Source organism: Paenibacillus sp. FSL R7-0652 (assembly GCF_038595045.1).
Taxonomy (GTDB): domain Bacteria; phylum Bacillota; class Bacilli; order Paenibacillales; family Paenibacillaceae; genus Paenibacillus.
Genome location: NZ_CP152001.1, coordinates 2,423,606 through 2,446,569, shown reverse-complemented (window position 1 = coordinate 2,446,569; position 22,964 = coordinate 2,423,606). Strand labels below are relative to the sequence as shown.

Here is a 22,964-nt window from a genome sequence, read left to right as displayed (position 1 = left end):
ATAACATAGTCTGGTAATAGTGACAAGTAAGCGATCCTCTGCACAGCGGCCCCACTAATGAAGGAAAAATCAGATCGACCCCGGAGCTGTCATTCAAAACACGTTGATCACAGCTCGTCTAGAACAGGGAAAGCTGGTTGCTCTCAGGCAGACCTCGGAAACATCCCATGTTCGTAAGCAGCTCCACAATCGTTTTGGTCGCTTTCGATTTCTGCTGGAAATCCTCAATCGACAAGAATTCACCATGTTCACGGGCAGCGGCAATATTACGTGCCGCGTTATCCCCGATCCCTGCAAGTGCGGAGAATGGAGGAATCAATGACTTTCCATCCACGATGAACTTTGTCGCTTCCGAACGGTACAGATCAATCGGTTTAAGCGAGAAACCGCGGGCGGACATCTCCAGTGCCATTTCAAGAACAGGCAGCATGTTTTTCTCTTTTGGCGGTGCCTGGAAGCCGAGCTGCTCAATCTCTACGATTTTGCGATAGATGGCGTCATAACCTTGGCACACCAACTCGATGTCCAACTCGTCTGCACGAACGGTAAAGTAAGTTGCATAATATTCAATCGGATGATACAGCTTGAAAAATGCTGTACGTACCGCCGAAATTACGTAAGCAGCCGCGTGGGCTTTCGGGAACATGTACTGGATTTTGAGACAGGAATCAATATACCACTGCGGCACTTTGCAGTTCTTCATCTCGTCAATCCATTCCTGCGGCAGTCCGCGCCCTTTACGAACACTCTCTGTAATCTTAAAGGCCAGACTCGCATCCATTCCCGCCTTGTAGATCAGGAACAGCATGATGTCATCCCGGCAGCCGATAACGGTTTTGATGTTACATGTGCCGTTTTTGATCAGGTCCTGGGCATTGCCCAGCCAAACTCCCGTACCGTGAGATAGTCCCGAAATCTGCAATAAATCGGCAAAAGATGACGGCTGAGATTCGACAAGCATCTGACGTACGAATTTGGTTCCCATCTCCGGCACACCAAAGGTCGCAACAGGAGAGCGAATCTGCTCCGGCGTTACACCAAGGGCATCCGTGGAGTTAAACATGCTCATTACTTTGGGATCATTCATCGGAATGGTTGTTGGATCAACACCTGTGAGATCCTGCAGCATACGCATCATCGTCGGATCATCGTGTCCCAGAATATCAAGCTTCAGCAGATTTTCTTCAAAAGCGTGATAGTCAAAGTGGGTTGTTTTCCACTCGGCTGTTACATCATCTGCCGGATACTGAACAGGAGTGACATCTTCCACTTCAATGTAATCCGGAACAACAACAATTCCGCCGGGGTGCTGTCCTGTACTTCGCTTCACTCCTGTACAACCGGAAGCCAGACGATTCAGCTCAGCCCCGCGCCATTTCTTATGATGTTCTTCCTCATATTTCTTCGCAAAACCAAATGCTGTTTTCTCCGCAACCGTACCGATCGTCCCTGCACGAAATACACTCTTCTCACTAAAAAGTACTTTCGTGTAGTTATGGGCATGCGGTTGATAATCCCCCGAGAAGTTCAAGTCGATATCGGGAACTTTGTCCCCTTTAAACCCAAGGAAGGTTTCAAACGGAATATCCTGCCCTTCCCCTTTGAGGCTGCCCCCACAATTAGGGCAAGGTTTCTCCGGAAGGTCGAACCCACTCGGTACACTGCCGTCCAGGAACCATTCACTGTGCTTGCACTCCGGATTCACACAGATATAATGAGCCGGAAGCGGATTAACCTCTGAAATTCCCAGAAAGGTCGCTACAACGGACGAACCTACCGAACCCCTTGAACCTACCAGGTAACCGTCCTGATTCGATTTTTTCACCAATCGTTCCGAAATCAGGTAGTTGGCAGAGAATCCATATTTGATGATTGGCTGCAGTTCTTTCTCCAGCCGCGCCACAATGACTTCAGGCAAATCTTCGCCATAGATCGACTTGGCCGTATTATAACAAGTGTTTCGGATCTCTTCGTCCGCACCTTCCAAAATGGGTGTGAACAGCTTGTCCGGGAACAGCTTGATTTCCTCGAAACGGTCAGCCAGCTCGATCGTGTTTGTGACCACAACCTCATACGCTTTATCTTGACCAAGGAACTGGAATTCCTCCAGCATTTCGGCTGTCGTTCTAAAATGGGCATCAGGTTTGCGCTGATCTTTAAGCGGACTGAATCCTGTTATACCATGAATCGTAATATCCCGATAAATTTTGTCTCTTGGTTCCAGGTAATGCACATTGCCTGTAGCAATAACCGGTTTATTCAGTTTTGCTCCGATATCGACCACTTTACGAACCGCCAGTTTCAGTTCTTCAGGCGTGGCGACAAGTCCTTTGTCCACCAAGTGCATATACATGGTCAGAGGTTGAATCTCCAGAATGTCGTAAAATTCGGCAATCTCCTCCGCCTCTTCCACCGATTTGTTTAATACAGCCTCAAAGAACTCGCCTTTTTCACAACCGGATATGACAACAAGCCCTTCACGCAGACTTACCAATTTGGACTTCGGGATACACGCAACACGCTTGAAATATTCTGTATGAGACAGGGATACCAGCTTGTACAGATTTTTCTTGCCTACATCATTCAAAGCATAAATTCCACAGTGGAAAGGACGTGTATTAGATAAGTCCACACCGACAAAATCGTTCAATCGGTCCAGCATCGTCAGACCTTTTAATTGAGCAGCATCATTGATAAGGCCATTCAGGATACCTGCGAGAGCAATCGTATCGTCAATCGCCCGGTGATGGCTTTCCAGCGCTACTTTGTACTTGTCCGCGAGCGTATTCAACCGGTGATTTTTCATTTTTGGATACAAAAGCCGCGCCAGCTCTAGTGTGTCAAGTACCGGGTTTGGCATCTCAGGCATGTTCAGATTTTTGAGCGAGGCCTGAATAAAGCCCATATCAAACCGTGCATTGTGCGCGACCAATACTCCATCTCCTGCAAAGGTAACAAAGTCACGAATAACCGGTTCAAGCTCTGGTGCATCTTTTACCATCTCATCCGTTATGTTTGTCAGCTGCTGAATGTTGTACGGAATCCGTTCATGCGGATTGACAAAAGTGGCAAATCGATCTATCTCTTTCCCTTCATGCACCTTAACTGCCGCAATCTCGATGATTTTGTTCTGAGTGACCGACAGACCGGTAGTCTCAATATCAAATACGATATACGTGGCCGTTTTCAAATCAATCGCCTGCGGATTCAGAACTACGGCTACGGAATCATTCACCACATTGGCTTCCAGACCATAGATCATTTTAATCCCATTTTTCTTCGCTGCCTTGGATGCTTCCGGGTAAACCTGCACACCGCCATGATCAGTAACGGCAATCGCTTTGTGTCCCCACTCCGCAGCTGTTTTCACATATTTATCAATAGATGTTACGGCATCCATCGTACTCATTGTGGAGTGCAGGTGGAATTCAACCCGTTTCTCCTCGGCTGTATCCTTACGGGACGGCGGTGCCTTGATCTCTGTCAGATCCGAAGGAATCATAGCCAGTTCCGGAATTTGCATGAACCGATCGTACTCTACACGTCCGCGAACTTTTACCCATTTTCCATTCGCAAGCAGGCTGAGAATTTTGACATCCTCTTTGGTTTTGGCAAACATCTTCATCTGCATCGAATCCGTAAAGTCCGTCAGGTAGAAGGTGAACAGCGTATTTCCATTCCGCAATTCCTTGCGGTCCAGACCAAATATCGTCCCTTGAAGTGTGATTTTTTTCTCTTCATCCTGGACTTCCTGCATAGGCACAGCTGGTTCTTTGATCTCATAACCCATCTGCAGCCGCACATCGCCCTGTTCTTCATCTTCCGGCATTTCAGTCTCGATGACTTCACTCATCATCTTCTCGATAACCTGCCGCTCTTCGACCTTCTTCTGAGCCTGGAACTGTTCCATGGCCTCTCTATTGCTTCCTGCTTCACCTACCTGCATTTTGATGCGCAAAGGCAGGTGGAAGTACTTTTCATAGAACCTCGTTATAGCCTGGTCAATCTGTTTCTTGCGTGCCAGTTCCATTGAAGTAGAATCACTCATCGTCAGCTGCAGCAGATCCGCTTCACATTCGATGGTTGCCCGGTTCATCCAGCCATTTACGGACGGAATTTCACGCGTAACCCACTCCAGAAAAAGGTTCCAGTATTCATTCACGATATCGCCCGCGAGTACCTTTTCCGAATACTTAAAGGCAAACGTTATTTTTGCAATATGATTCATTTTCTCTTGAATATGCAGACTGAACGTTCGATAGATTGGTGCAGGCACGAGCGTATCCTTACCAATCTGAATATGCCATTCGCGATTCGTGCGATTTGTCTCGACCTGTTCAATCCAGCCATCCAGGAAATAAGGGTCTGTCAAACCTGACGGAAGCTCTGCCTGTTTCATCAACAACTCAAACCGTTTTCTCTTCTCCTCGAATCCACTCATTGTGTTCCTCCTGTACCCCCTTAAAACATGAAAAGCCCCTGTATTCAAAAATGTCCCCGATCCGAACCCGCACCGATCCATTTTATCCGACAGAAGCTCTTCATTCATGACTTAAACCAGTGAATAAGCTTTCTTTGTCAAGCTCTTCTGACTAGTACGCTCTTGCAAACACAACGGTGTGTTTCGCCTGTTCGCCACAAGCCAGACATGTGTGCTTTTCCTCAGCAGGCTGGAACGGAATGTTCCGGCTGGTTGCACCCGTAACTTCTCTAACTTTATCTTCGCATGATTCCGAACCACACCATCCGGCGAGGGTGAAGCCGCGTTTGTTCTCCATCAGTTCTTTCATCTCATCCAGGGTATCTACCGAATAGAAGTTATCCGACATAAATGTACGTGCACGTTCAAGCATATCAGCCTGTACCTGTGTCAGCATAGATTGAATTTCTTCCAGCAGATTCGCCTGCTCGACCACTTTCTTCTCTCCGGTAATCCGTGAAACGAGCACACAAACGCCGTTTTCCATATCACGCGGACCAATCTCCAGACGAATCGGAACACCACGCATCTCGTATTCATTAAATTTCCATCCCGGACGAACGTCACTGCGATCATCCATCTTCACACGGATGCCCGCTTTTTTCAGCTCCGCGAAGAGCTCGTCTGCACGTCCTACAACGGCATCCCGGGTTTTCGGTGGTCCAATTGGAATCATAACCACTTGAGTAGGCGCAACTTTTGGTGGAAGCACAAGACCGCGGTCATCTCCGTGAACCATAATCAAAGCTCCGATCAAACGAGTGCTGGTCCCCCATGAAGTGGTATGTGCCAGTTCAAGCTCATTGTTACGGCTCAAATATTGAATTTCAAACGCTTTAGCAAAGTTCGTTCCCATGTAGTGAGAAGTACCAGCCTGTACCGCCCGTCCGTCCTTCATCATCGCTTCAATCGAGAAGGTATCCACCGCACCGGCAAACTTCTCGGATTTCGTTTTCTGGCCTGTAATGACCGGAATAGCAAGGTATTCTTCAACCACCTCACGATAAATCTCAAGCATTTTCATCGTTTCTTCGCGAGCTTCTTCTTCCGTTTCATGCGCTGTATGACCTTCCTGCCACAAAAATTCACTGGTACGTAGGAACGGCAGCGTTCTTTTTTCCCAGCGAACGACGTTAGCCCACTGGTTGATCAATACCGGCAGATCGCGATAGGACTGAATCCATTTGGAATACATATGCCCAATAATGGTTTCAGACGTTGGGCGAATAGCCAAACGTTCTTCCAGCTTTTCTCCGCCTGCTTCGGTTACCCAAGGCAGTTCAGGGTTAAAACCTTCCACATGCTCTTTTTCCTTTTGGAAAAAGCTCTCCGGAATAAACATCGGGAAGTATGCGTTGCGATGGCCCGTTTCGCGGAAGCGGCGATCCATCTCATCCTTGATGTGCTCCCAGATTTCAAATCCGTCCGGTTTGAACACAATACAACCGCGGACCGGTGAGTAGTCCATCAGATCTGCTTTTTTAATAACATCAATGTACCAGCGAGAGAAATCTTCCCCCTGCGGTGTAATTTCAGTTACGAACTGTTTATCATTTTCCTTTGACATAAGACTCCAGCGTCCTCCCATAACGACCAGCACTGATTCCTCAGTGCGCAGTCAAACCGTAATTATCCGTTAATTAAACGTAGTATATCATTATATGTTACAGCCAGCATCAGTACAAAAAGCATCGCGAATCCAACAAAATGCACCATACCTTCCCGATTGGGATCAATCGGCCGGCCGCGAAGGGCTTCAATGCCCAAGAAAATAAGACGGCTGCCGTCAAGTGCAGGGATTGGAAGCAGATTAAATATCCCCAGATTGATGCTGATCATTGCACTCCAGTACAACAGACGATCCAAACCTGATCTAGCGACTTCGCCTGTTAACTCAATGGTTCTGACAGGCCCACCAATATCATCCAGCGCAAAGTTCTGCACAAGGTGCTGCAGTCCTTTGAAAATCAGCTTAGAAGTTTCAACCGTATACTTGCCAGAAAGCGCAAAGGTTTCAAAAAAGCCAGCTTGTCTCGTAGGGAACCCGAGTGAAACACCGACCTTTCCGCCCTCCTGTCCTGGTAATCCGGTAGGAGTAACCGAAACATCAAGTTCCTTCCCGTCCCGAATGATTGTCCAACTCATCGGTTTATCCTTCGACTCGGAGATTGAAGCAATAACCTTCTGCTGGTCTACTCCAACTGAGACACCATTGATACTCTTAATGATATCTCCATCTTGAAATCCAGCCTTTTCTGCAGGAGTGTTTGCTGAAACATCTGCTATTTTTATGTAGGAAGGATTCTCAACAGGAACACCACTCACCTGCACAAATATCGCGAATAATACAAATGCAAGAATAAAATTCATCATAGGACCTGCAAAAATGGCTAAGGCGCGCTGCCCTACAGTTTTACTGTTGAACCAGCGATCTTTAGGCGCAATCTGCATGCTAGAGTTTTTACTTACAATGACAGCCTGAGGATCGACCGAATACAGCGTACGCTCTCCGTCAACATCAAGCTCAATAATCAGAGCCTGTTCAAGATCTGCCCGCAAAACTTCACCTTTGATAACATTTTTGTACTTCTCAAGATTGCTTGTAAAGATCTTTTCGACTTTATCGTCTTTAACTCTTACACATATGGTTTGACCTGCATCAATCCCTAAAGTTTCCGGATCTTCACCCGCCATTCTAGCATACCCGCCAAAAGGCAGTAGCCGAAACGTGAATTGCGTTTCACCCTTCTTATATGAGAACATTTTAGGACCAAATCCGATTGCAAATTCTCGAACCAAAATGCCAGCGCGCTTAGCGAAATAATAATGGCCCCATTCATGAATTGCTACAATAGCAAAAAACATGATGAATATATAGATCGCAATTTTAAGAGTCTCTAACAAACACTACACCTCCTTAACTTATTATGCATGCTCTAGAATAACATTATTCTTAATTAATTACCAAGAAGTTTTTCAGGCTCCTTCCTATACATTAAGTTCTGGAATTTCCAGCGACAGAATAGAAGGAATCTCAGGATTATTCAATCGCAGTAAACCATAACCGAAGCCTGCCATTCCAGTCATAAGCCCTAATGGAAAATCCTTTGCTGAGATTTTATTATACTTCAGGCAAATTTCAAAGCCAAGCTCCTGCGCTGTTTTGGAATCTCTTGCTGAACCGAGTATGTTCTCCATAGATAATAAGATATCTATATTACCCAGACTCCCGTGGCACATAAATGGAGGCAAATGCAGCCCATCTTCTATTATTTTGGATTTTGCCGCATCAATCTCAGCAAGCATATCGGAGTCATCTATTCTTTGTAACATATGGAGCCTTGAGAGCCCAATACCAGGTGCTCCGTGACACCAATAAACCGCTTGAAATTCATTTGGCTGTTCCGATCGTTTGTCACGCCAATTATTATTCGTTCGACTGTAGTCTCTTCGCTCCATCTCCAGTAACAGCTTAGCAAAGCTTTTATACTCTTGCAAACCAGTAATGGCCCATAGTTCAACGAATGCCCAAGCATATCCACTTAGTCCATGTGATAGTCCGTTAAGCAGCACTTTGTTATTTTCCTTACGATCCTCTAATTCACGTTTAAGATGCTCTCCACATTCACAAGCCAGTAGTTTGAATTCGGCATTGGAGGTTTGTGAGTACAGTTGAGTAAGCAGTATTACAGCTCCAGCACTGCCACCAACCACATCAAGCTGCTTGTCATCTTTAATTATGGACCTTATTTTATCTATATATGTTAAAGCTTCTTTATAATATTTCTGCTCTTTCCATAGAAACGAAACCTGAATCAGCGTATACGCGTATCCCAACAAGCCGCTAAAAAGAGAAAGATTCTTCTCCTGCACATCCGTTATCGTATCAAGACAGGTTTGAAGCGCTTCTTTGGCAAAAGCGCTGTATCTTGAATCTCCCGATTCATTGCCGAGATAAGCTAGAAACAGCACAATTCCAAGAGAACCATCATATAAAGAAGGCTCTAAAATCCCGATGTAATGTCCACCATCTGTGATCGGTTTACGATCAACCCATATGATCGTTTTTTTATCCTGATCCCATGCTGCATGTGCAATTAACTCATCGCCAATCCTCATGACCGCTTTCAAAAAATCCCCATGGCTGTCTACCTGCTGCTCAACAGCATTTGAGTTCATCCCATTTAGAGATTTTCCAAACGAGGTAAGTGACATCTTTAAATATCTTAATTGTTTCTCAAAATCCTGTTTACTAAGTCTGTCTAACTGCTCGTGAACTCTTTCCAGCCCTGCTGCTTTGAAACCAAGGTGTACAATCTCCTTGCTGGACTGAATCGTGATATGTCGAGATTCCATGTCAAAGTTAAATACAGGAATCTCCTGCTGCAGTAAACAATCCATTTCATAAGGGACAATTTTGCTGTAGTAAGGCGTGTATACTGAACTCCTTTGAAAGTGTTCAAACAATTGAATTCTTTTAGACAGCTTTTGGAGGTAATCCGGATGTAAACTTGATTTAAGAAATTCCCCGTAGTCATTAGTCGATCTAAATATCATTCTCACTGAAACATCTTCAAAATCCTTCAACGGTCCATGAACTGATGCGAATTCATCTTTACATGCGTTAATGAATTGATACATCTCCGCAAAACCTTCCTGGATTTGGGTAATATACATCTCAAAGCCTATATACTGTCCTTGAAATTGCGGTCTGTTACGTCCGGGTTCTTTCGTTATTTTCTTGTTTACTAATTTCATTTCATCTGTGAAAGGAGAATCAATCACTTCACTGATCAACTCATTGTTCTGATCTCCCCAATTACCAAGACCGCTCGTGTCCGTATCCTCCTGCGGCGTCCGCTTGAAGGGAATTAACATGCTGCTGAACACTGAACGATCCATCTCATCAAGAAACACTTTCCGCCAATCTTCATTCGTTTCGGACACAACTCGATTGGAAAATAAGGTTTCCATATCGATGAGGATTGGAAACTCTCCATCGGCAATAATATTCTCAAAATGAAAGTCTCTCGAGCCTAAAACATACAATAAGGCCACATATCCTCCATATCGATGGTAATAACGGGCAACCTCTTCTTTGGAAGAACAACTTGTGTATTCTACGTATGACTGCCAGCCATATGCGCCGCAATCCACTGATTTCGTTGTTTTGTAGTTCATCGTATGATTGGTTTCATGGACCCAGTTCATCAGCTTTTCAAAACCTGTATCAATCTTGAGAGAGCGAGGCTTATAGATCAATTTATTTCCATCACCAAAGTAGAGTATGCTTACAGAACGACCCTTAGAATGGGTATCTCCAACCCCTGTTGAAATTCTCTCCAAGAAAAGATATTCTCTATTAAATTCATTTTGTAATGTATTTAAATCCTTATTCAGATTGGTAATGATTTCTGTATGATATTCAATGAATCTTGTCGTTTCTTCAGTCATTAATTTAGCTAACACCGGATACATCATAAAAACCGATTCGACATATGCTTTATCATTCAATAGTACCGTATTATAGTACTGATAGCGGTCACCAGGTGTATCCCCCTGCAAAATTCCAGATAATCTTGCGATATGCAGCTCCTGAATTAATGTTCGAACACTCAAGTTAAACAATTTTGAATAGAGCTCTTCATACCAGCCGTGCATCAATGAATCTCTATTGCGTTGAAGTGATTCGTATTTTAACAGCAAAGCATCAAGACGCATCTGAGCAAACGTGAGAAAAGATTGAAAAAATGAACTGAACAGCTTCTGGGTCTGATTCGGGTAATCTTGAATACTAGACAGATTTAATATCTTGTCAATGGTTTCCACCCAATCCTGACTTGCTTTCGTTCCAGCCTTGGCATCGGAGCCATATGTCTCTATAAGCTTTTTTCTGAAATCTATATTATTTGCACTACTATTCAACAGTAACCCTCCTAATATAACGGACTTATTATACCTTCTAAGGAGCAGATCTTCACATCGAAAGTCAAGCCTGGTCTACAGTGCACTCTGTACATAAGTAAAAAGGTCACTTTTAGATCAATTATTGATCTGGAAAAGTGACCTTTTTCGTTAATATAATACATATAAAATCCTGCTATAATCTCTCAAAAAAATTAGGCCATACATCCTACCGTTTTACAAGAAAGAACGGACTCACAAAAAAGAGACGGGCATCTGTAAATCGTGATTGAAATAAATTCAGGATCGTTTTCTTGGTCAGATACCATGTTAACGAGATTGGCTTCACTCACCGAACCAGACGGATGTTCGAAATCAGCAAAAGCAGCTCTGAACTCAGGATTACGCATAGCCATAATTTGTTCTTGTACGCTCATAATTATAAAACCTCCTAAGAAAGATATAATACACCCATAATATACCACAGAAAAAGATTAATAGCCAGTTTATTCAAACCTGCTGCATACAGCTCAAATAAAACGCAAAGAACTCGCTGCGCTGCGACAAATTTCGTCTGAATGGATGATTTGCTCTACACTAGGATTTTGGATAGTGATATGTTTTTCAAGAATTTCTTCTAAAATATATTCAATCTGCAAAAATGAAATTTCCCCTTTTAAAAACCTCGCCACTGCAACCTCATTGGCCGCATTAAACGCCGTCGTTGCCGTCCCCCCCATTTGCCCACATTCATATGCCATTCTCAAACAAGGGAAACGATCCAGGTCCATCTCTCGAAAATGAAGCTGTCCCACTTGGGCAAGTGACAATCGGTTAGCCGGAGAAGAGATACGATCAGGGTAGGTCAGTGCATATTGAATCGGGACACGCATATCTGGAGTACCAAGCTGTGCAATGATACTTGTGTCTTCAAATTCCACATAGGAATGAATAATGCTCTCTGGGTGAAGCAGTACCGTAATCTGTTCGTAATCAAGCCCAAACAACCAATGAGCTTCAATAACCTCAAGGCCTTTGTTAACCATCGTTGCGGAATCAATCGTAATTTTGGAACCCATAGACCAGTTTGGATGCTTAAGCGCATCCTCAACGGTAACATGCTGCAGCTGCTCTCGTGTAAGATGACGGAATGAACCACCTGACGCCGTCAGTGTAATCCCCGCCACACTTGAGCGATGCTCTCCGTTCAAACATTGAAAGATGGCCGAATGTTCACTGTCTACAGGTAAAATGGAAACCCCTTTTTCCGCAGCTTTTGCTGTAACGATATGGCCCGCTGTAACCAGAGTCTCCTTATTCGCAAGCCCAATCTGTTTGCCAGACTCGATTGCCGCAAGAGTAGACTCCAGTCCTACACTTCCTACGACTGCTGTAACAACGGTTTCTGCTTCCGTTCCTGCCGCAATTTCAATGAGTCCTTCCGAACCGTAATACAGCTTCGTCCCCGCTGGCACATATGGAGCAACCTTGTCAGCCAGTTCCTTGGAGCCTACTGAAATCTTTTTGGGCTGATAACGTCTCGCTTGTTCAATGAGCAGGTCCGTATTACCTCCGGCCGCCAGGGCTTCCACTTGAAAGCGGTCTGGATGCATATCAACAACATCCAGAGTTTGCGTACCGATTGAGCCTGTCGAGCCAAGAATCGCTATTTTTTTCATTGCTGCACCTCACCTCTAATGAATCCCACGCCTGCTGTGCCCGCGCCTGTAAATCCAGACTACTTGTGCTCTTCTAATAAGGCAGTAACATCAGAATATGTACAAATGGAAACACCACGATCCAACTGTCACATCGATCCAGAATACCGCCATGTCCTGGTAGAAGATTACCTGAATCTTTAATGTTGTATACACGTTTGTAGGCCGATTGGATCAAGTCACCCATCTGGCCAACGACTGCACAGGCTATTCCGATCACAATGGCTCTCTCCCAAGAGAGCAAGCCATCAGAAGACAGAGCAAATACAACTGAAGTCATAGTGGAAATGACAATACCGCCAATGGCTCCCTCTACTGTTTTATTCGGACTGATTGAAGGCCAAAGCTTGTTTTTTCCGATCCATTTCCCTACAAAATAAGCTCCGGCATCACTCGCCCAGATCGAGCCAAGCAGCAGAAATGTCCAAAACAATCCATGAACTAAATGTCTGGATTCTGCAATATAATAGAACCCTGTGCCAATATACAGCACCCCTATAAAAAGCATAGCGATTGTATTAATCGGTAGTCTGTTCTTGGTCACCACCGAAGCGGTCATCAGAACCAGCATGACAATCCACAATATTTGAAACAAGGATAACGGTCTTTCATCCCATACCATTTCCCAAGGAAATACGATAGAGATAATTCCAGCATATCCAATCAGGGCTGAACCAGAAAAAGGCCTCACCCCGGTCATTTTTACAAATTCATAATAACCGATGAGAGCCATAAGCAAGACCAACCCGTGATACCAAGGGCCGCCAAGCATACAAAACCCCAAAAACAACACACCTGCTATAATTCCAGTCGTTAATCGCTGTTTCAACGGCTTCATCCTCCATCTATTTCAAACCGCCGTAACGCCTTGTTCTGCGCTGATATTCGGCTACTGCTTCAAGCAGATGCTGTTTGCCAAATTCGGGCCAGTATATATCCGTAAACCATAATTCACTATACGCAAGCTGCCATAACATAAAATTGCTTAGACGCAGTTCTCCGCTCGTTCGGATCAACAGATCCGGGTCGGGCATATCTGCGGTCAGCATATGTTTGTCAATAAGTTCAGGTGTGATATCTTCTGCAGCCAGTTCCCCCGACTTCACCTGCAGAGCGATTTCTTTCACACATTCCGTCATCTCCCGGCGGCTTCCATAGTTCATCGCAAAATTCAACACAAGACCTGTGTTATGTTCCGTAAGACGGATCGCTTCCCGCAAAGCATTAACCGTATGCGAAGGCAAATGCTCCTCATGCCCCATCATGCGGATGCGTACATTTTTTTCGATTAGTTCATCCAGTTCTATAGCCAAAAATTCTTGCGGAAGTCTCATCAGAAAATCCACTTCTTCTTTTGGACGCGTCCAGTTTTCTGTCGAAAAAGCGTACATCGTCAGATATTTGATGCCCAGTTCATCCGCCGCGATGGTTGCACGTTTAACTGCCTTCATACCGTTCTGGTGCCCTGCTATACGCGGGAGACCCAGACGTTTGGCCCATCGTCCATTGCCGTCCATGATGATGGCGACGTGCTGCGGGATATTATCCTCGGATATAGTCAGCGTTTCCTGCTTGTCAGCCCCATTCCACCACGACCGAACCCGTTTGATCATTCCTGTTCCTCCAAAATCCCTGAAGTTTCTTCATCTGAAGCTTGGAAAAAGAGACAAAACCCCACCGTAATGGAGGGGCTGCGCTTGTCTTACACTTCCATGATTTCTTTTTCTTTGGCAGCAAGTACCTTATCGACTTCAGCGATATATTTATCGGTCGATTTCTGGATATCGTCTTGGTGTCTCCGGGATTCGTCCTCGGAAATTTCAGACTTTTCCATTTTTTTAATATCATCATTCGCATCGCGGCGAATGTTACGAATGGCAACTTTGCCTTCTTCGCCAAACTTTTTAGTGAGTTTGACAAGCTCAGCTCTGCGCTCTTCCGTCAGCGGCGGAATCGCCAAGCGAATCATACTTCCATCATTAGCCGGGGTAAGCCCCAGATCAGATTTCATAATCGCTCGTTCGATATCACTCATTGCGGATTTATCCCAAGGCTGGATCATCAGCGTGCGGGAATCCGGTGTACTGATGTTCGCCAGCTGATTCAAAGGCGTCATAGCCCCATAGTATTCCACTTGTACACGGTCCAGCAGAGCCGGCGTTGCACGACCCGCACGCAGAGTAGCCAGGTCACGGCGTAGTGCCTGAATCGCTTTTTCCATACGCTCTTCAGCATGTTGTTTCACTGCTTGTGGCATTAATCTACACTCCCTTTAACGATTGTTCCGATGCGTTCGCCCAGAACAACGCGCTTGATGTTACCCTGTTCTGTAATGTTAAATACGATCAACGGAATGTTGTTATCCATGCAGAGCGAGGATGCCGTCGAATCCATTACACCAAGGTTTTTGTTAAGTACATCCAGGTAAGTCAACTGCTCAAACTTCTCAGCTGTGCTGTCTTTGAATGGATCTGCCGAATAAACACCATCCACTTTATTTTTGGCCATCAAGATCACTTCTGCCTCAATCTCCGCTGCGCGCAGTGCTGCTGTTGTATCCGTGGAGAAGAACGGATTACCTGTACCTGCTGCAAAAATAACGACACGGCCCTTTTCTAGATGACGAATAGCCTTACGACGAATATACGGTTCTGCAATTTGCTGCATAGCAATTGATGTCTGCACACGAGTTGGCACGTCGATCTGCTCAAGTGCGTCCTGCAGCGCCAGAGAGTTCATCACCGTCGCGAGCATCCCCATATAATCTGCAGTTGCACGATCAATGCCGTTCTCACTCCCAGCAATACCGCGCCAGATGTTTCCGCCGCCACATACGATTGCAACCTGCACACCAAGTGCGACTACATCTTTTACCTGCTGAGCAATGGATGAGATCGTTGCTGCATCAATGCCATAGCCGTTTTGACCGGAAAGAGACTCTCCGCTCACCTTTAAGACAACACGTTTAAATACTGGCTGTTCCAATTGTTCACCCTCCACTTTGAATTGAACACCTCCCAGTGTCCAACCAACAAAACTTCTCGCGCATGGACTCCTGCTTAAAAAGAAAGGAACACAGAAGTGTTCCGCTCTTTAGGAAAAACGATTAACCGATGAGTCATTGTTTTCCTGAGATATAAGGGAGTTTGCGCTTCGAAGTTTCATCATTCTTATATCTTCGAAAAATCAAGGTTTGACTTGCCGGTTTGATAACCGTCTTATTTGTTCACTTGGGACATAACTTCTTCTACGAAGTTATCCACTTTTTTCTCCAGACCTTCACCAAGTTCGTAACGAACGAAACGACGGATGGAGATGTTTTCACCGATTTGGCTGATTTTTTCGTTCAGCAATTGGGAAATGGTTTTGTCTGGATCTTTAACGAAAGTTTGCTCCATCAGGCAGTATTCTTCGTAGTATTTACCGATACGGCCTTCAACCATTTTTTCAACGATTTTTTCTGGTTTGCCTTCGTTGAGTGCTTGAGCTTTCAAAATTTCTTTCTCTTTCTCCAGCTCTTCTGTAGGGACTTCTTCGCGAGTAACGAATTTAGGGTTAGCAGCTGCGATTTGCATAGCTACATCTTTAACAAAATCTTTGAATTGGTCTGTTTTACCAACGAAGTCTGTTTCGCAGTTAACTTCAACCAATACTCCGATACGTCCGCCAGCGTGGATGTAGGATTCTACAACGCCTTCAGTAGCTGCGCGTCCTGCTTTGCTTGCAGCTGCGGAAAGACCTTTCTCACGCAGCAGCTCAGCTGCTTTCGTGATATCACCGTTCGCTTCTTCCAGTGCTTTTTTGCAATCGAGCATACCTGCGCCCGTTTTTTCGCGAAGTTCTTTTACTGCACTCGCATTAACTGCCATTATAAATTCCCTCCAGATTAAGTATTGTACGTACACTCTAAAAAAAGGGCAGTGAGAGGTTATCCACCTACCAACCACCCTTTTCATTTAATTCATGAATGATATGTTCGAAAACTATTAGGCGGAAGTTTCTTCGCCTTGATTAGCTTCGATAACAGCGTCAGCCATTTTACCTGTCAGCAATTTAACAGCGCGGATCGCGTCGTCATTACCTGGGATAACATAATCGATCTCGTCCGGATCGCAGTTCGTATCAACGATACCAACGATTGGGATACCCAATTTGCGAGCTTCAGCAACAGCGATACGCTCTTTGCGTGGATCGATGATGAACAGGGCGCTAGGCAGGCCTTTCATATTTTTAATACCGCCCAAGAATTTCTCGAGACGATCTTTTTCTTTGCGAAGCAAGATAACTTCTTTTTTAGGCAGAACAGCGAAAGTACCGTCTTCTTCCCAAGCTTCCAACTGTTTCAAACGATCAATACGTTTTTGAATAGTAGAGAAGTTAGTCAGGGTACCGCCGAGCCAGCGTTGGTTAATGTAGAATTGACCAGCGCGTTCAGCTTCTTCTTTAACGGAATCTTGAGCTTGCTTTTTAGTACCTACGAAAAGAATAGTACCATTCTCGCCTGCGATTCCTTTAACGAAGTTGTAAGCCTCTTCGACTTTTTTCACCGTTTTTTGCAAATCGATGATGTAAATTCCGTTTCTTTCAGTGAAGATATAACGATCCATTTTTGGGTTCCAACGACGAGTCTGGTGACCGAAGTGTACCCCAGCTTCGAGAAGCTGCTTCATGGAGATTACTGCCATCTTCACACACCTCCTAATATGGTTTTTTATTGTGTCCTCCGCCAGCATCATTTTCCGCCAAGACTCTCCATCAGGAAAGCACCCTCAACAAAATTAGCACAGCGTGTGTTTTAACACCGTTAACTAATATAGCATAAGTGACAACCTGTTGCAACACTAACTGAATCTAAATTTTCATGGACGTATGATATCAAAAAGAACCGTGCAGTCCGAGCATGCGTGCTCAGCTAGACGGTTCTTTTGTAATCTTGGCCATGATCGACTTGAAACTCTCACCCTTTTCAAGAGAAAAGGTACCCACTTGGAGCTTCCTGTTAATGCCTTCTGTTCTGCCAGCTTTGATGAACGCTTGTGCATCTTCAACAATTCCGGCCTGCTTTAGGTTTTCAGCAACCATAGACAGACTGTTCCCTGAACGTATCCTAAACGTTACAGCCGCCCCTTTAGGCTTGTTTGGAGTCTCGGGTTCTGCTGTCTTTGGCTGATTCACTTGTGATTGTCCTTTAACATTACCGGACTCAGGCTGCTGCGGCTGCTTTGGTGCATCTGGCTGGGTCGCATTGGCTGCTTGGTCGGGACTTACCGCGGTTTTCCCCTGCAATTTGCTGCTTTCCTGCTTTTTCTTCTGGATCCACTCCGATTCGGTATAGAGCTCATCTTTAGCCCCGACCACTTTCAGATCCAGACTCTTTGCCGCTGTCTCCAGTTCTTCCTTCGTCCACTTGGCAGTCTGTACCGGTTCCAAATTGCTGTCAGACAGGGCCTTTTGCCCGACTGTGGCCAGTTGAAGCAGAACTGCCCCAACAATCATGCCGCTGCCAATACCAATCCACAATGATCGCTTGTCCATGGTCAGCTCTCCTCCCGCTCTGCAAGCTGCAGTATTAACTGCACTTCACCAAGCTGTATGCCTGTTTGTTTAGAAATAGCGTCCATAGACTTTCCTTCATCATGAAGTCTGAAAAGTTCTGTGTAACGATCTTTGATCGAGTCACGCTTTGACTCTTCTGCATCTTCTGTGACTTGTAACGCTGCTGATTCATGCTGCTGACTCGCTTCTGCTCTTACGCTGTCCAGAAGTCTTTGTGCCTGAAGCCCTTCAGATGCCTGTCCGGTCGTTCTAACAGGTCCTGGTGGTGAACCGACTTCAAAATCAGCCGTTCTTCCTTTTTGCTGCTCTAATTGATCGAGTCGCTCCTGCAGCTGCTGGAGCTGTGACTGCATACGCTGGTCTGCCGCTGCGGATTCCCCTTTTAGTTCAGCTACACGTTGAATCAGAGCGTCATTATCTTGTTCAATCTCTGTCATATAATGTTCGAGTGTTGACTCCATCTCCTGCACCAGTTGATGCGACGGCTGCTGCGGCTTGTCTTTTCGGGGCATAATGAATGCATAAGCGATTGCACAAGCTCCCAATATGACAATAATGATCCATGGTGACAAATTGCTTCTCTCCTTTTATTACGACCACCGGGGGGGCGCAATTTTCCAGCCAGTCTGAACTCTTTCACATTGACAGATCAATATGTTTCCCTTTGTAGGGATGCTCTGCAGGTTTGAGGTTCTCCTGTTCTTCCGCCGCATCCCCTGTATCCGTCCCACTGTGGTAGTGATCCCCTTCTGCATGACCGTCACGCACCGAAGTATGCGATGTCTCAGCCATAGCCTCACTGCGCTGCCCTGCCTCTTTTGCTTCTTTTGTTGTCTGTTCTGCGAGCAAATTCTGGTCAGAAATCGGCCTTTGCTGCGCCTCACTTTGATAACGTCCCGCTTCGCTGGTCCGCGGCACTGCAATCTGCAGCTCTACTGCTTTGAAACTCATACGCTCACCTCACGGTTTCGAATGGATTTCCTCAAAAGTCTGCTGCTGGTTTTATACGTACGGCACCATCGTGATATCTCCGTCTTGATAACAAAATGACATTCGACTGACCGGATCTTTAATAAATTTCGTGTATCTGCCGATAACTATTTTAGAGCCTCCATAAATCATCTTCAAAATATCAACACGAGCTCTACTTGTATCTTCAAGTACCTTTTCAATTTCTAAGATACGTGTTTTCATTTCTTCACTCTGACGAAGAGCTGATTTTTGAGTGGAGTTTAGTTTGATTCTCATCGCCATCTTATCTGGCGTCAGCTGTCCAGCTGCAGCCAGCTGGTCAAGCAGGGTCAGCGCTTTCTTCGTTTTGTCCAAAGAATCCATCTGCTCTCTGAGATCCTTGCGCAAATCGTTCATTTCGTTTCGAAGCCTTGGCAGCACGCCCACTTCAATTGAAGTTACTGTAGACATCGTGTTGCCCACAACACGTGCAGATACAAGCTCTCCGGCCTGCGTTGAACCTCCGACAATAAGTCCTTTGGTTCCTGCACAAATGACAGCACGGCCAGCACGAACGTTGGAGTGCATAATACTTTGCGTTACGAGCACATCTTCACCTGCATCAACGTTTCCTTCTTGGATAAATGTGCATTTCACATGATGACCAGCAAGAATCAATCCTTTATTGTAACCAATGATCCCGCCGGTAATCTCGATAGAGCCGCCTGCTTCCAGTTCTGCTCCTTCGACACCTCCGGCCACACGAATATCACCTGCCGCTTTTACTTTAAAGCCGGTTAGTACATTGCCGCGAATGACCACGTTGCCTACAAAGTCAATATTTCCATGCTTGTAATCGACGTCGCCATTGACTTCATATACTGGAAATACGTTTAATTTGTTACCTTCTGTTCTGCTAACCAGACCATCCAGTGCAGCATACATCGCAGATCCGTCAGGGCTGACAACGACATTTTTGCCGACTTTAAATCGGGCTTCCTTTCCTGGACGAAAAGGAATCTCCTCGCCGGTCACCGCCTTACCTGGCAGACCATCAACAGGATCAATGCGTTCCGCAATAATCTGTCCGCTTCGTACATTGTCTAAACGTATCAGCTCTTTGTAATCGACTCTTCCATCTTCCGCTTCCAGCGGCCGCTGCTCGCTGTCATCTTCCCCGCCAATCAAAACATGAATATATCCATCGATTCCCTGTACAGGAGCAAGCCCTTCAGCTATCTTGCATTTCTCTTTCAGATAGGCTGACGGATTATTCACAAAAACCAATAACGCTTCTCGCAGCAGACCATGTTTAATGCCCTTGCTCTCAACAAATTGTTCAAGCTCTTCCGTAGTAAAGGAATAACCTTCTTCTTCGCTGTAATATTCAAGGTAAGCCGTGCATTTATCGTCGGATAAAACAACGTTTAAACATTTTTCCATACTAGTCCGTTGTGTCAACGCGGATCTTCCTCCTTATTTGCCTGTCCACTCCCTGTACATTTGGTTAACTTCTGCTCTCTAGTCTTTACGCATCAGTAAATCTTTTTGTTTATCCAGTGTGCCGCGAAGCCGCAAAATGGCTTTGGAATGTAATTGGGAAATACGAGACGGCGAAAGGGACATGACCTCTGCGATTTCACTGAGAGAAAGGTCTTCGTAATACAAAAGTGAAACCACCGTTCGTTCTTTGACGGTCAGCTTTTCAAGCCCCTGCACCAGTGCTTCTTTCAAATAAAACTCATTAACTTTATAATCCGGATTTTTGGCTTTTTCATCTACCATCAGAGACAGACGCGTTTCCGACTCTTCTTCCCGGATCGGATCTTCCAGCGAGCAGAGCGACATCACGGCCACCTCCTGAAGCATATGTTGAAAATCCTTCGTTGACACGTCCAGGTACTGACTCATTTCTTCATCACTGACAGAACGCAAATAGGTCTGTTCCAATTGCTGGTATGCATCCTCAATCCGCTTCGCTTTCTCGCGAACCGATCGGGGCACCCAGTCCCCTTGACGCAATCCATCCAATATGGCTCCTCGTACCCGCCATGACGCGTACGTCTCGAACTGCAGCCCTCGTTCATAGTCAAATTTCTCCAATGCATCAATGAGACCCATTACGCCGTTACTCTCCAGATCATCTTTGGGAACGTTTTTGGGTAATCCCACGGCCAGACGGCCAGACACGTAGTTAACAATATGAAGATATTTTTCGATCAACATCTTTTTTGCTTCAAGATCTCCGTGTTCTTTCCACTTTTCCCACAGATCAGAATGGTTCAAATGTGAAGCTTTACGCTCGTTCAATTGCTTTCACCCTCCTTATTTGTCTGTCAGGTGACGAACGGCCTGCGCCAATTCCTCCGGGTCTTTGGTCCGGACGAGTTTAGGCGGATCCAAAGGGGCAAATCCCGTTGGAGCTTTCGTCTCAGATGGCGGAAGATCAGCCCCGGCGGAGCTGCTCTCTCCATTCTTGAGCAAATCACTCAGCTCTAGTCCATCGTCTTCGAGTTTGATGTCCACCTGTGAACCTCTTAGATCTTGAGCACCCTCTGAATCATAACCGAATCCATTCTCTCCACGAGGGCTTAACAATATCCCCAATCCCCAACGCAGACCATATGCAAGGACATACCAGGCTGCGAATCCTATTAATCCGCGTATTAAACTGGTCATCAACACATTGCTGCTGAATGCTACAAAAAAAGTCAGAACGAATCCGACTATGCCTGCTCCAAGATTAATGCGGTAGTTTCCTATCATTATATTATAATTCCTTTACACCCATTTGTACGCTGCGAATAGTTAACAGTCCTGTTTCACAATTCATTTCGATAGTCCGTCCGTAATTTCCTCCTGTATCTTCGGCAAGCAGAGGAATTCTGAGCTGCTGCAGCATTTCTCGGCAGGAATCGGCATTCCGAGGTCCAATTCGCATCGTATCTCCTGCACCCGAGAAAGCAAACATCTGCGAGCCTCCAGCCATTTTAGATACAATTCTAGCTTGAGATGCACCCATCTTCAGCATTTTTTCGAGCAGTTCCGGCAGTGCTGTATCCGCATATTTAGCCGTGTTCAGTTTGCCCTCCCGGGCAATCTCAGAACTTGGGAGCATGACGTGGGCCATTCCAGCCAGTTTTAACTGTGGGTCATACATCGTTAGTCCCACACATGACCCTAAGCCAGTTGTACGGATTACGCCAGGAAGTTGAGCGATATTCAGATCCGCCATACCGACTTTAACGATGCTTTTGTCCTCAATCATGGTCCAGCGGCACCCCTAGCGATTCGAAAATCTTGGCAAAAGAAGATGGATCGGGAATCAAGAAAAACTGCCCCTCTACCTGATCTTCACCCTCAAAGAAAGAAGTATCAATTAATAACGCAGCATCGCCCATCTCTCCGAACTGCAGCAGCCCGTAACTCAGGATTGCTCCGGCCATGTCAATGGCAAGTCCCGGAACTGTTGGATACATCGACAGCTTTGTGAAATCCGCCAGAGAAGACAGGTAAGATCCAGCTAGGATGTTGCCAATCTCAGACAGTGCGGAATATTCCATATCGGAAAAGATCAAACCTTCTTTTAATTCAAAACCGGCAAGGCGGTTTAACAACAACTTGGCTGCTTCCGGGGTCATCATAAAAAAGAGATTACCAGGGGCTTCACCTTCTACACGAAGAAATACAGTGACTACGATTCGTTCATCACCGCCCACTTTCTCAGCAATCTCCTCGAATGGGAGCATCTGAACGGTGGGTACACCCATATCAATCGGTCTGTTAAGGAGTTGAGACAACGCCGTAGCGGCGTTGCCTGCTCCAATATTACCGACCTCTTTGAGTACATCCATCTGGAAACCCTCAAATCGGTTAAACATCTCCACAGTGTTAGCCCTCAACACTTTCCAGCTGCACAATCTCGCTTTTGTTTAATACTTCGTTAAGATTGAGCATAATCAACAAACGGCCATCTTCCAATTTTGCAACACCACGCAGATATCTTGCTTTAACGCCCCCAACCACCTCCGGTGGGGTATCAATGGAGCTGCTTTTGATGTCGATGACGTCATTGGCTGAATCAACGATAAAACCAACCTGCATATCATCCACACCGACAATCACGATCCGCGTTTGATCAGTGTACTCCGTTTCCGGAAGGGAGAAGCGTCCGCGGAGATCAATGACCGGAATAACAACACCACGCAGGTTGATCACACCTTTTACAAAGGAAAGTGTTTTGGGAACGCGGGTAATCGGCATCATACGCTCAATCGTTTGAACCTTGTCTACCTCAATACCGTACTCTTCGGACCCCAATTTAAAGACGATGACTTTCAACTCTTCTTCCATGT

At 45.5% G+C, this 22,964-nt stretch carries 21 protein-coding genes; all 21 read right to left on the bottom strand.

The annotated features are described in order from the left end of the window. Positions 1-118: 118 nt before the first annotated feature. The 21 genes from MKY97_RS11195 to MKY97_RS11095 all read right to left on the bottom strand — a co-directional run bounded on the left by MKY97_RS11195 (position 119) and on the right by MKY97_RS11095 (position 22,962). Entirely contained in the window at positions 119-4,441 is a 4,323-nt protein-coding gene (locus MKY97_RS11195) for a PolC-type DNA polymerase III (protein ID WP_342555498.1), read from the bottom strand. Positions 4,442-4,592: 151 nt separating this feature from the next. Beyond that, entirely contained in the window at positions 4,593-6,047 is a 1,455-nt protein-coding gene (proS, locus tag MKY97_RS11190; RefSeq protein WP_342555497.1) for a proline--tRNA ligase, read from the bottom strand. A 62-nt stretch (positions 6,048-6,109) separates the two neighbouring features. Continuing rightward, entirely contained in the window at positions 6,110-7,345 is a 1,236-nt protein-coding gene (gene rseP, locus MKY97_RS11185) for an RIP metalloprotease RseP (protein WP_342556301.1), read from the bottom strand. Between the two features lie 123 nt (positions 7,346-7,468). Further along, positions 7,469-10,405: a type 2 lanthipeptide synthetase LanM family protein gene (locus MKY97_RS11180; protein WP_342555496.1), complete on the bottom strand. Its 2,937-nt coding sequence runs from the start codon at positions 10,403-10,405 to the stop codon at positions 7,469-7,471. Between the two features lie 194 nt (positions 10,406-10,599). After that, complete coding sequence (locus MKY97_RS11175; protein ID WP_342555495.1) at positions 10,600-10,821, bottom strand: hypothetical protein; 222 nt, start codon at positions 10,819-10,821, stop codon at positions 10,600-10,602. 93 nt (positions 10,822-10,914) lie between these two features. Then, positions 10,915-12,063: a 1-deoxy-D-xylulose-5-phosphate reductoisomerase gene (locus MKY97_RS11170; protein WP_342555494.1), complete on the bottom strand. Its 1,149-nt coding sequence runs from the start codon at positions 12,061-12,063 to the stop codon at positions 10,915-10,917. A gap of 73 nt (positions 12,064-12,136) precedes the next feature. Then, complete coding sequence (locus MKY97_RS11165) at positions 12,137-12,931, bottom strand: phosphatidate cytidylyltransferase (protein WP_342555493.1); 795 nt, start codon at positions 12,929-12,931, stop codon at positions 12,137-12,139. A 16-nt stretch (positions 12,932-12,947) separates the two neighbouring features. Further along, entirely contained in the window at positions 12,948-13,715 is a 768-nt protein-coding gene (locus MKY97_RS11160) for an isoprenyl transferase (RefSeq protein WP_342555492.1), read from the bottom strand. Positions 13,716-13,804: 89 nt separating this feature from the next. Next, a complete protein-coding gene (frr, locus tag MKY97_RS11155; protein ID WP_342555491.1) occupies positions 13,805-14,359 on the bottom strand; it encodes a ribosome recycling factor in 555 nt (184 codons plus the stop codon). Further along, positions 14,359-15,087: a UMP kinase gene (pyrH, locus tag MKY97_RS11150; protein ID WP_342555490.1), complete on the bottom strand. Its 729-nt coding sequence runs from the start codon at positions 15,085-15,087 to the stop codon at positions 14,359-14,361. The genes frr and pyrH overlap by 1 nt, the downstream gene beginning before the upstream one ends. Before the next feature lie 233 nt (positions 15,088-15,320). Further along, positions 15,321-15,971: a translation elongation factor Ts gene (gene tsf / locus MKY97_RS11145; protein WP_342555489.1), complete on the bottom strand. Its 651-nt coding sequence runs from the start codon at positions 15,969-15,971 to the stop codon at positions 15,321-15,323. Positions 15,972-16,088: 117 nt separating this feature from the next. Then, positions 16,089-16,787 carry a 30S ribosomal protein S2 gene (gene rpsB, locus MKY97_RS11140; protein WP_024630243.1) on the bottom strand — a complete coding sequence of 233 codons (699 nt, stop codon included), beginning with the start codon at positions 16,785-16,787 and terminating at the stop codon, positions 16,089-16,091. 223 nt (positions 16,788-17,010) lie between these two features. Then, positions 17,011-17,637 carry a hypothetical protein gene (locus MKY97_RS11135; protein ID WP_342555488.1) on the bottom strand — a complete coding sequence of 209 codons (627 nt, stop codon included), beginning with the start codon at positions 17,635-17,637 and terminating at the stop codon, positions 17,011-17,013. A 2-nt stretch (positions 17,638-17,639) separates the two neighbouring features. After that, positions 17,640-18,230, bottom strand: coding sequence for a hypothetical protein (locus MKY97_RS11130; protein ID WP_342555487.1), 591 nt, complete (start codon positions 18,228-18,230; stop codon positions 17,640-17,642). Between the two features lie 64 nt (positions 18,231-18,294). Further along, positions 18,295-18,609: a hypothetical protein gene (locus tag MKY97_RS11125; protein ID WP_342555486.1), complete on the bottom strand. Its 315-nt coding sequence runs from the start codon at positions 18,607-18,609 to the stop codon at positions 18,295-18,297. 51 nt (positions 18,610-18,660) lie between these two features. Beyond that, positions 18,661-20,070 (bottom strand): FapA family protein, encoded by a 1,410-nt coding sequence (locus MKY97_RS11120; protein WP_342555485.1) that lies wholly within the window; start codon positions 20,068-20,070, stop codon positions 18,661-18,663. 60 nt (positions 20,071-20,130) lie between these two features. Then, a complete protein-coding gene (locus MKY97_RS11115; protein WP_342555484.1) occupies positions 20,131-20,919 on the bottom strand; it encodes a FliA/WhiG family RNA polymerase sigma factor in 789 nt (262 codons plus the stop codon). A 15-nt stretch (positions 20,920-20,934) separates the two neighbouring features. Beyond that, on the bottom strand, positions 20,935-21,375 hold the full coding sequence (locus MKY97_RS11110) for a hypothetical protein (protein ID WP_342555483.1): 441 nt from the start codon (positions 21,373-21,375) through the stop codon (positions 20,935-20,937). A 4-nt stretch (positions 21,376-21,379) separates the two neighbouring features. Next, positions 21,380-21,877, bottom strand: a complete 498-nt coding sequence (locus MKY97_RS11105) for a chemotaxis protein CheD (protein WP_342555482.1) — start codon at positions 21,875-21,877, stop codon at positions 21,380-21,382. After that, positions 21,870-22,490: a chemotaxis protein CheC gene (locus tag MKY97_RS11100; RefSeq protein ID WP_342556300.1), complete on the bottom strand. Its 621-nt coding sequence runs from the start codon at positions 22,488-22,490 to the stop codon at positions 21,870-21,872. The genes MKY97_RS11105 and MKY97_RS11100 overlap by 8 nt, the downstream gene beginning before the upstream one ends. A gap of 10 nt (positions 22,491-22,500) precedes the next feature. Continuing rightward, a complete protein-coding gene (locus tag MKY97_RS11095) occupies positions 22,501-22,962 on the bottom strand; it encodes a chemotaxis protein CheW (RefSeq protein WP_342555481.1) in 462 nt (153 codons plus the stop codon). Between the last annotated feature and the right edge of the window lie 2 nt (positions 22,963-22,964).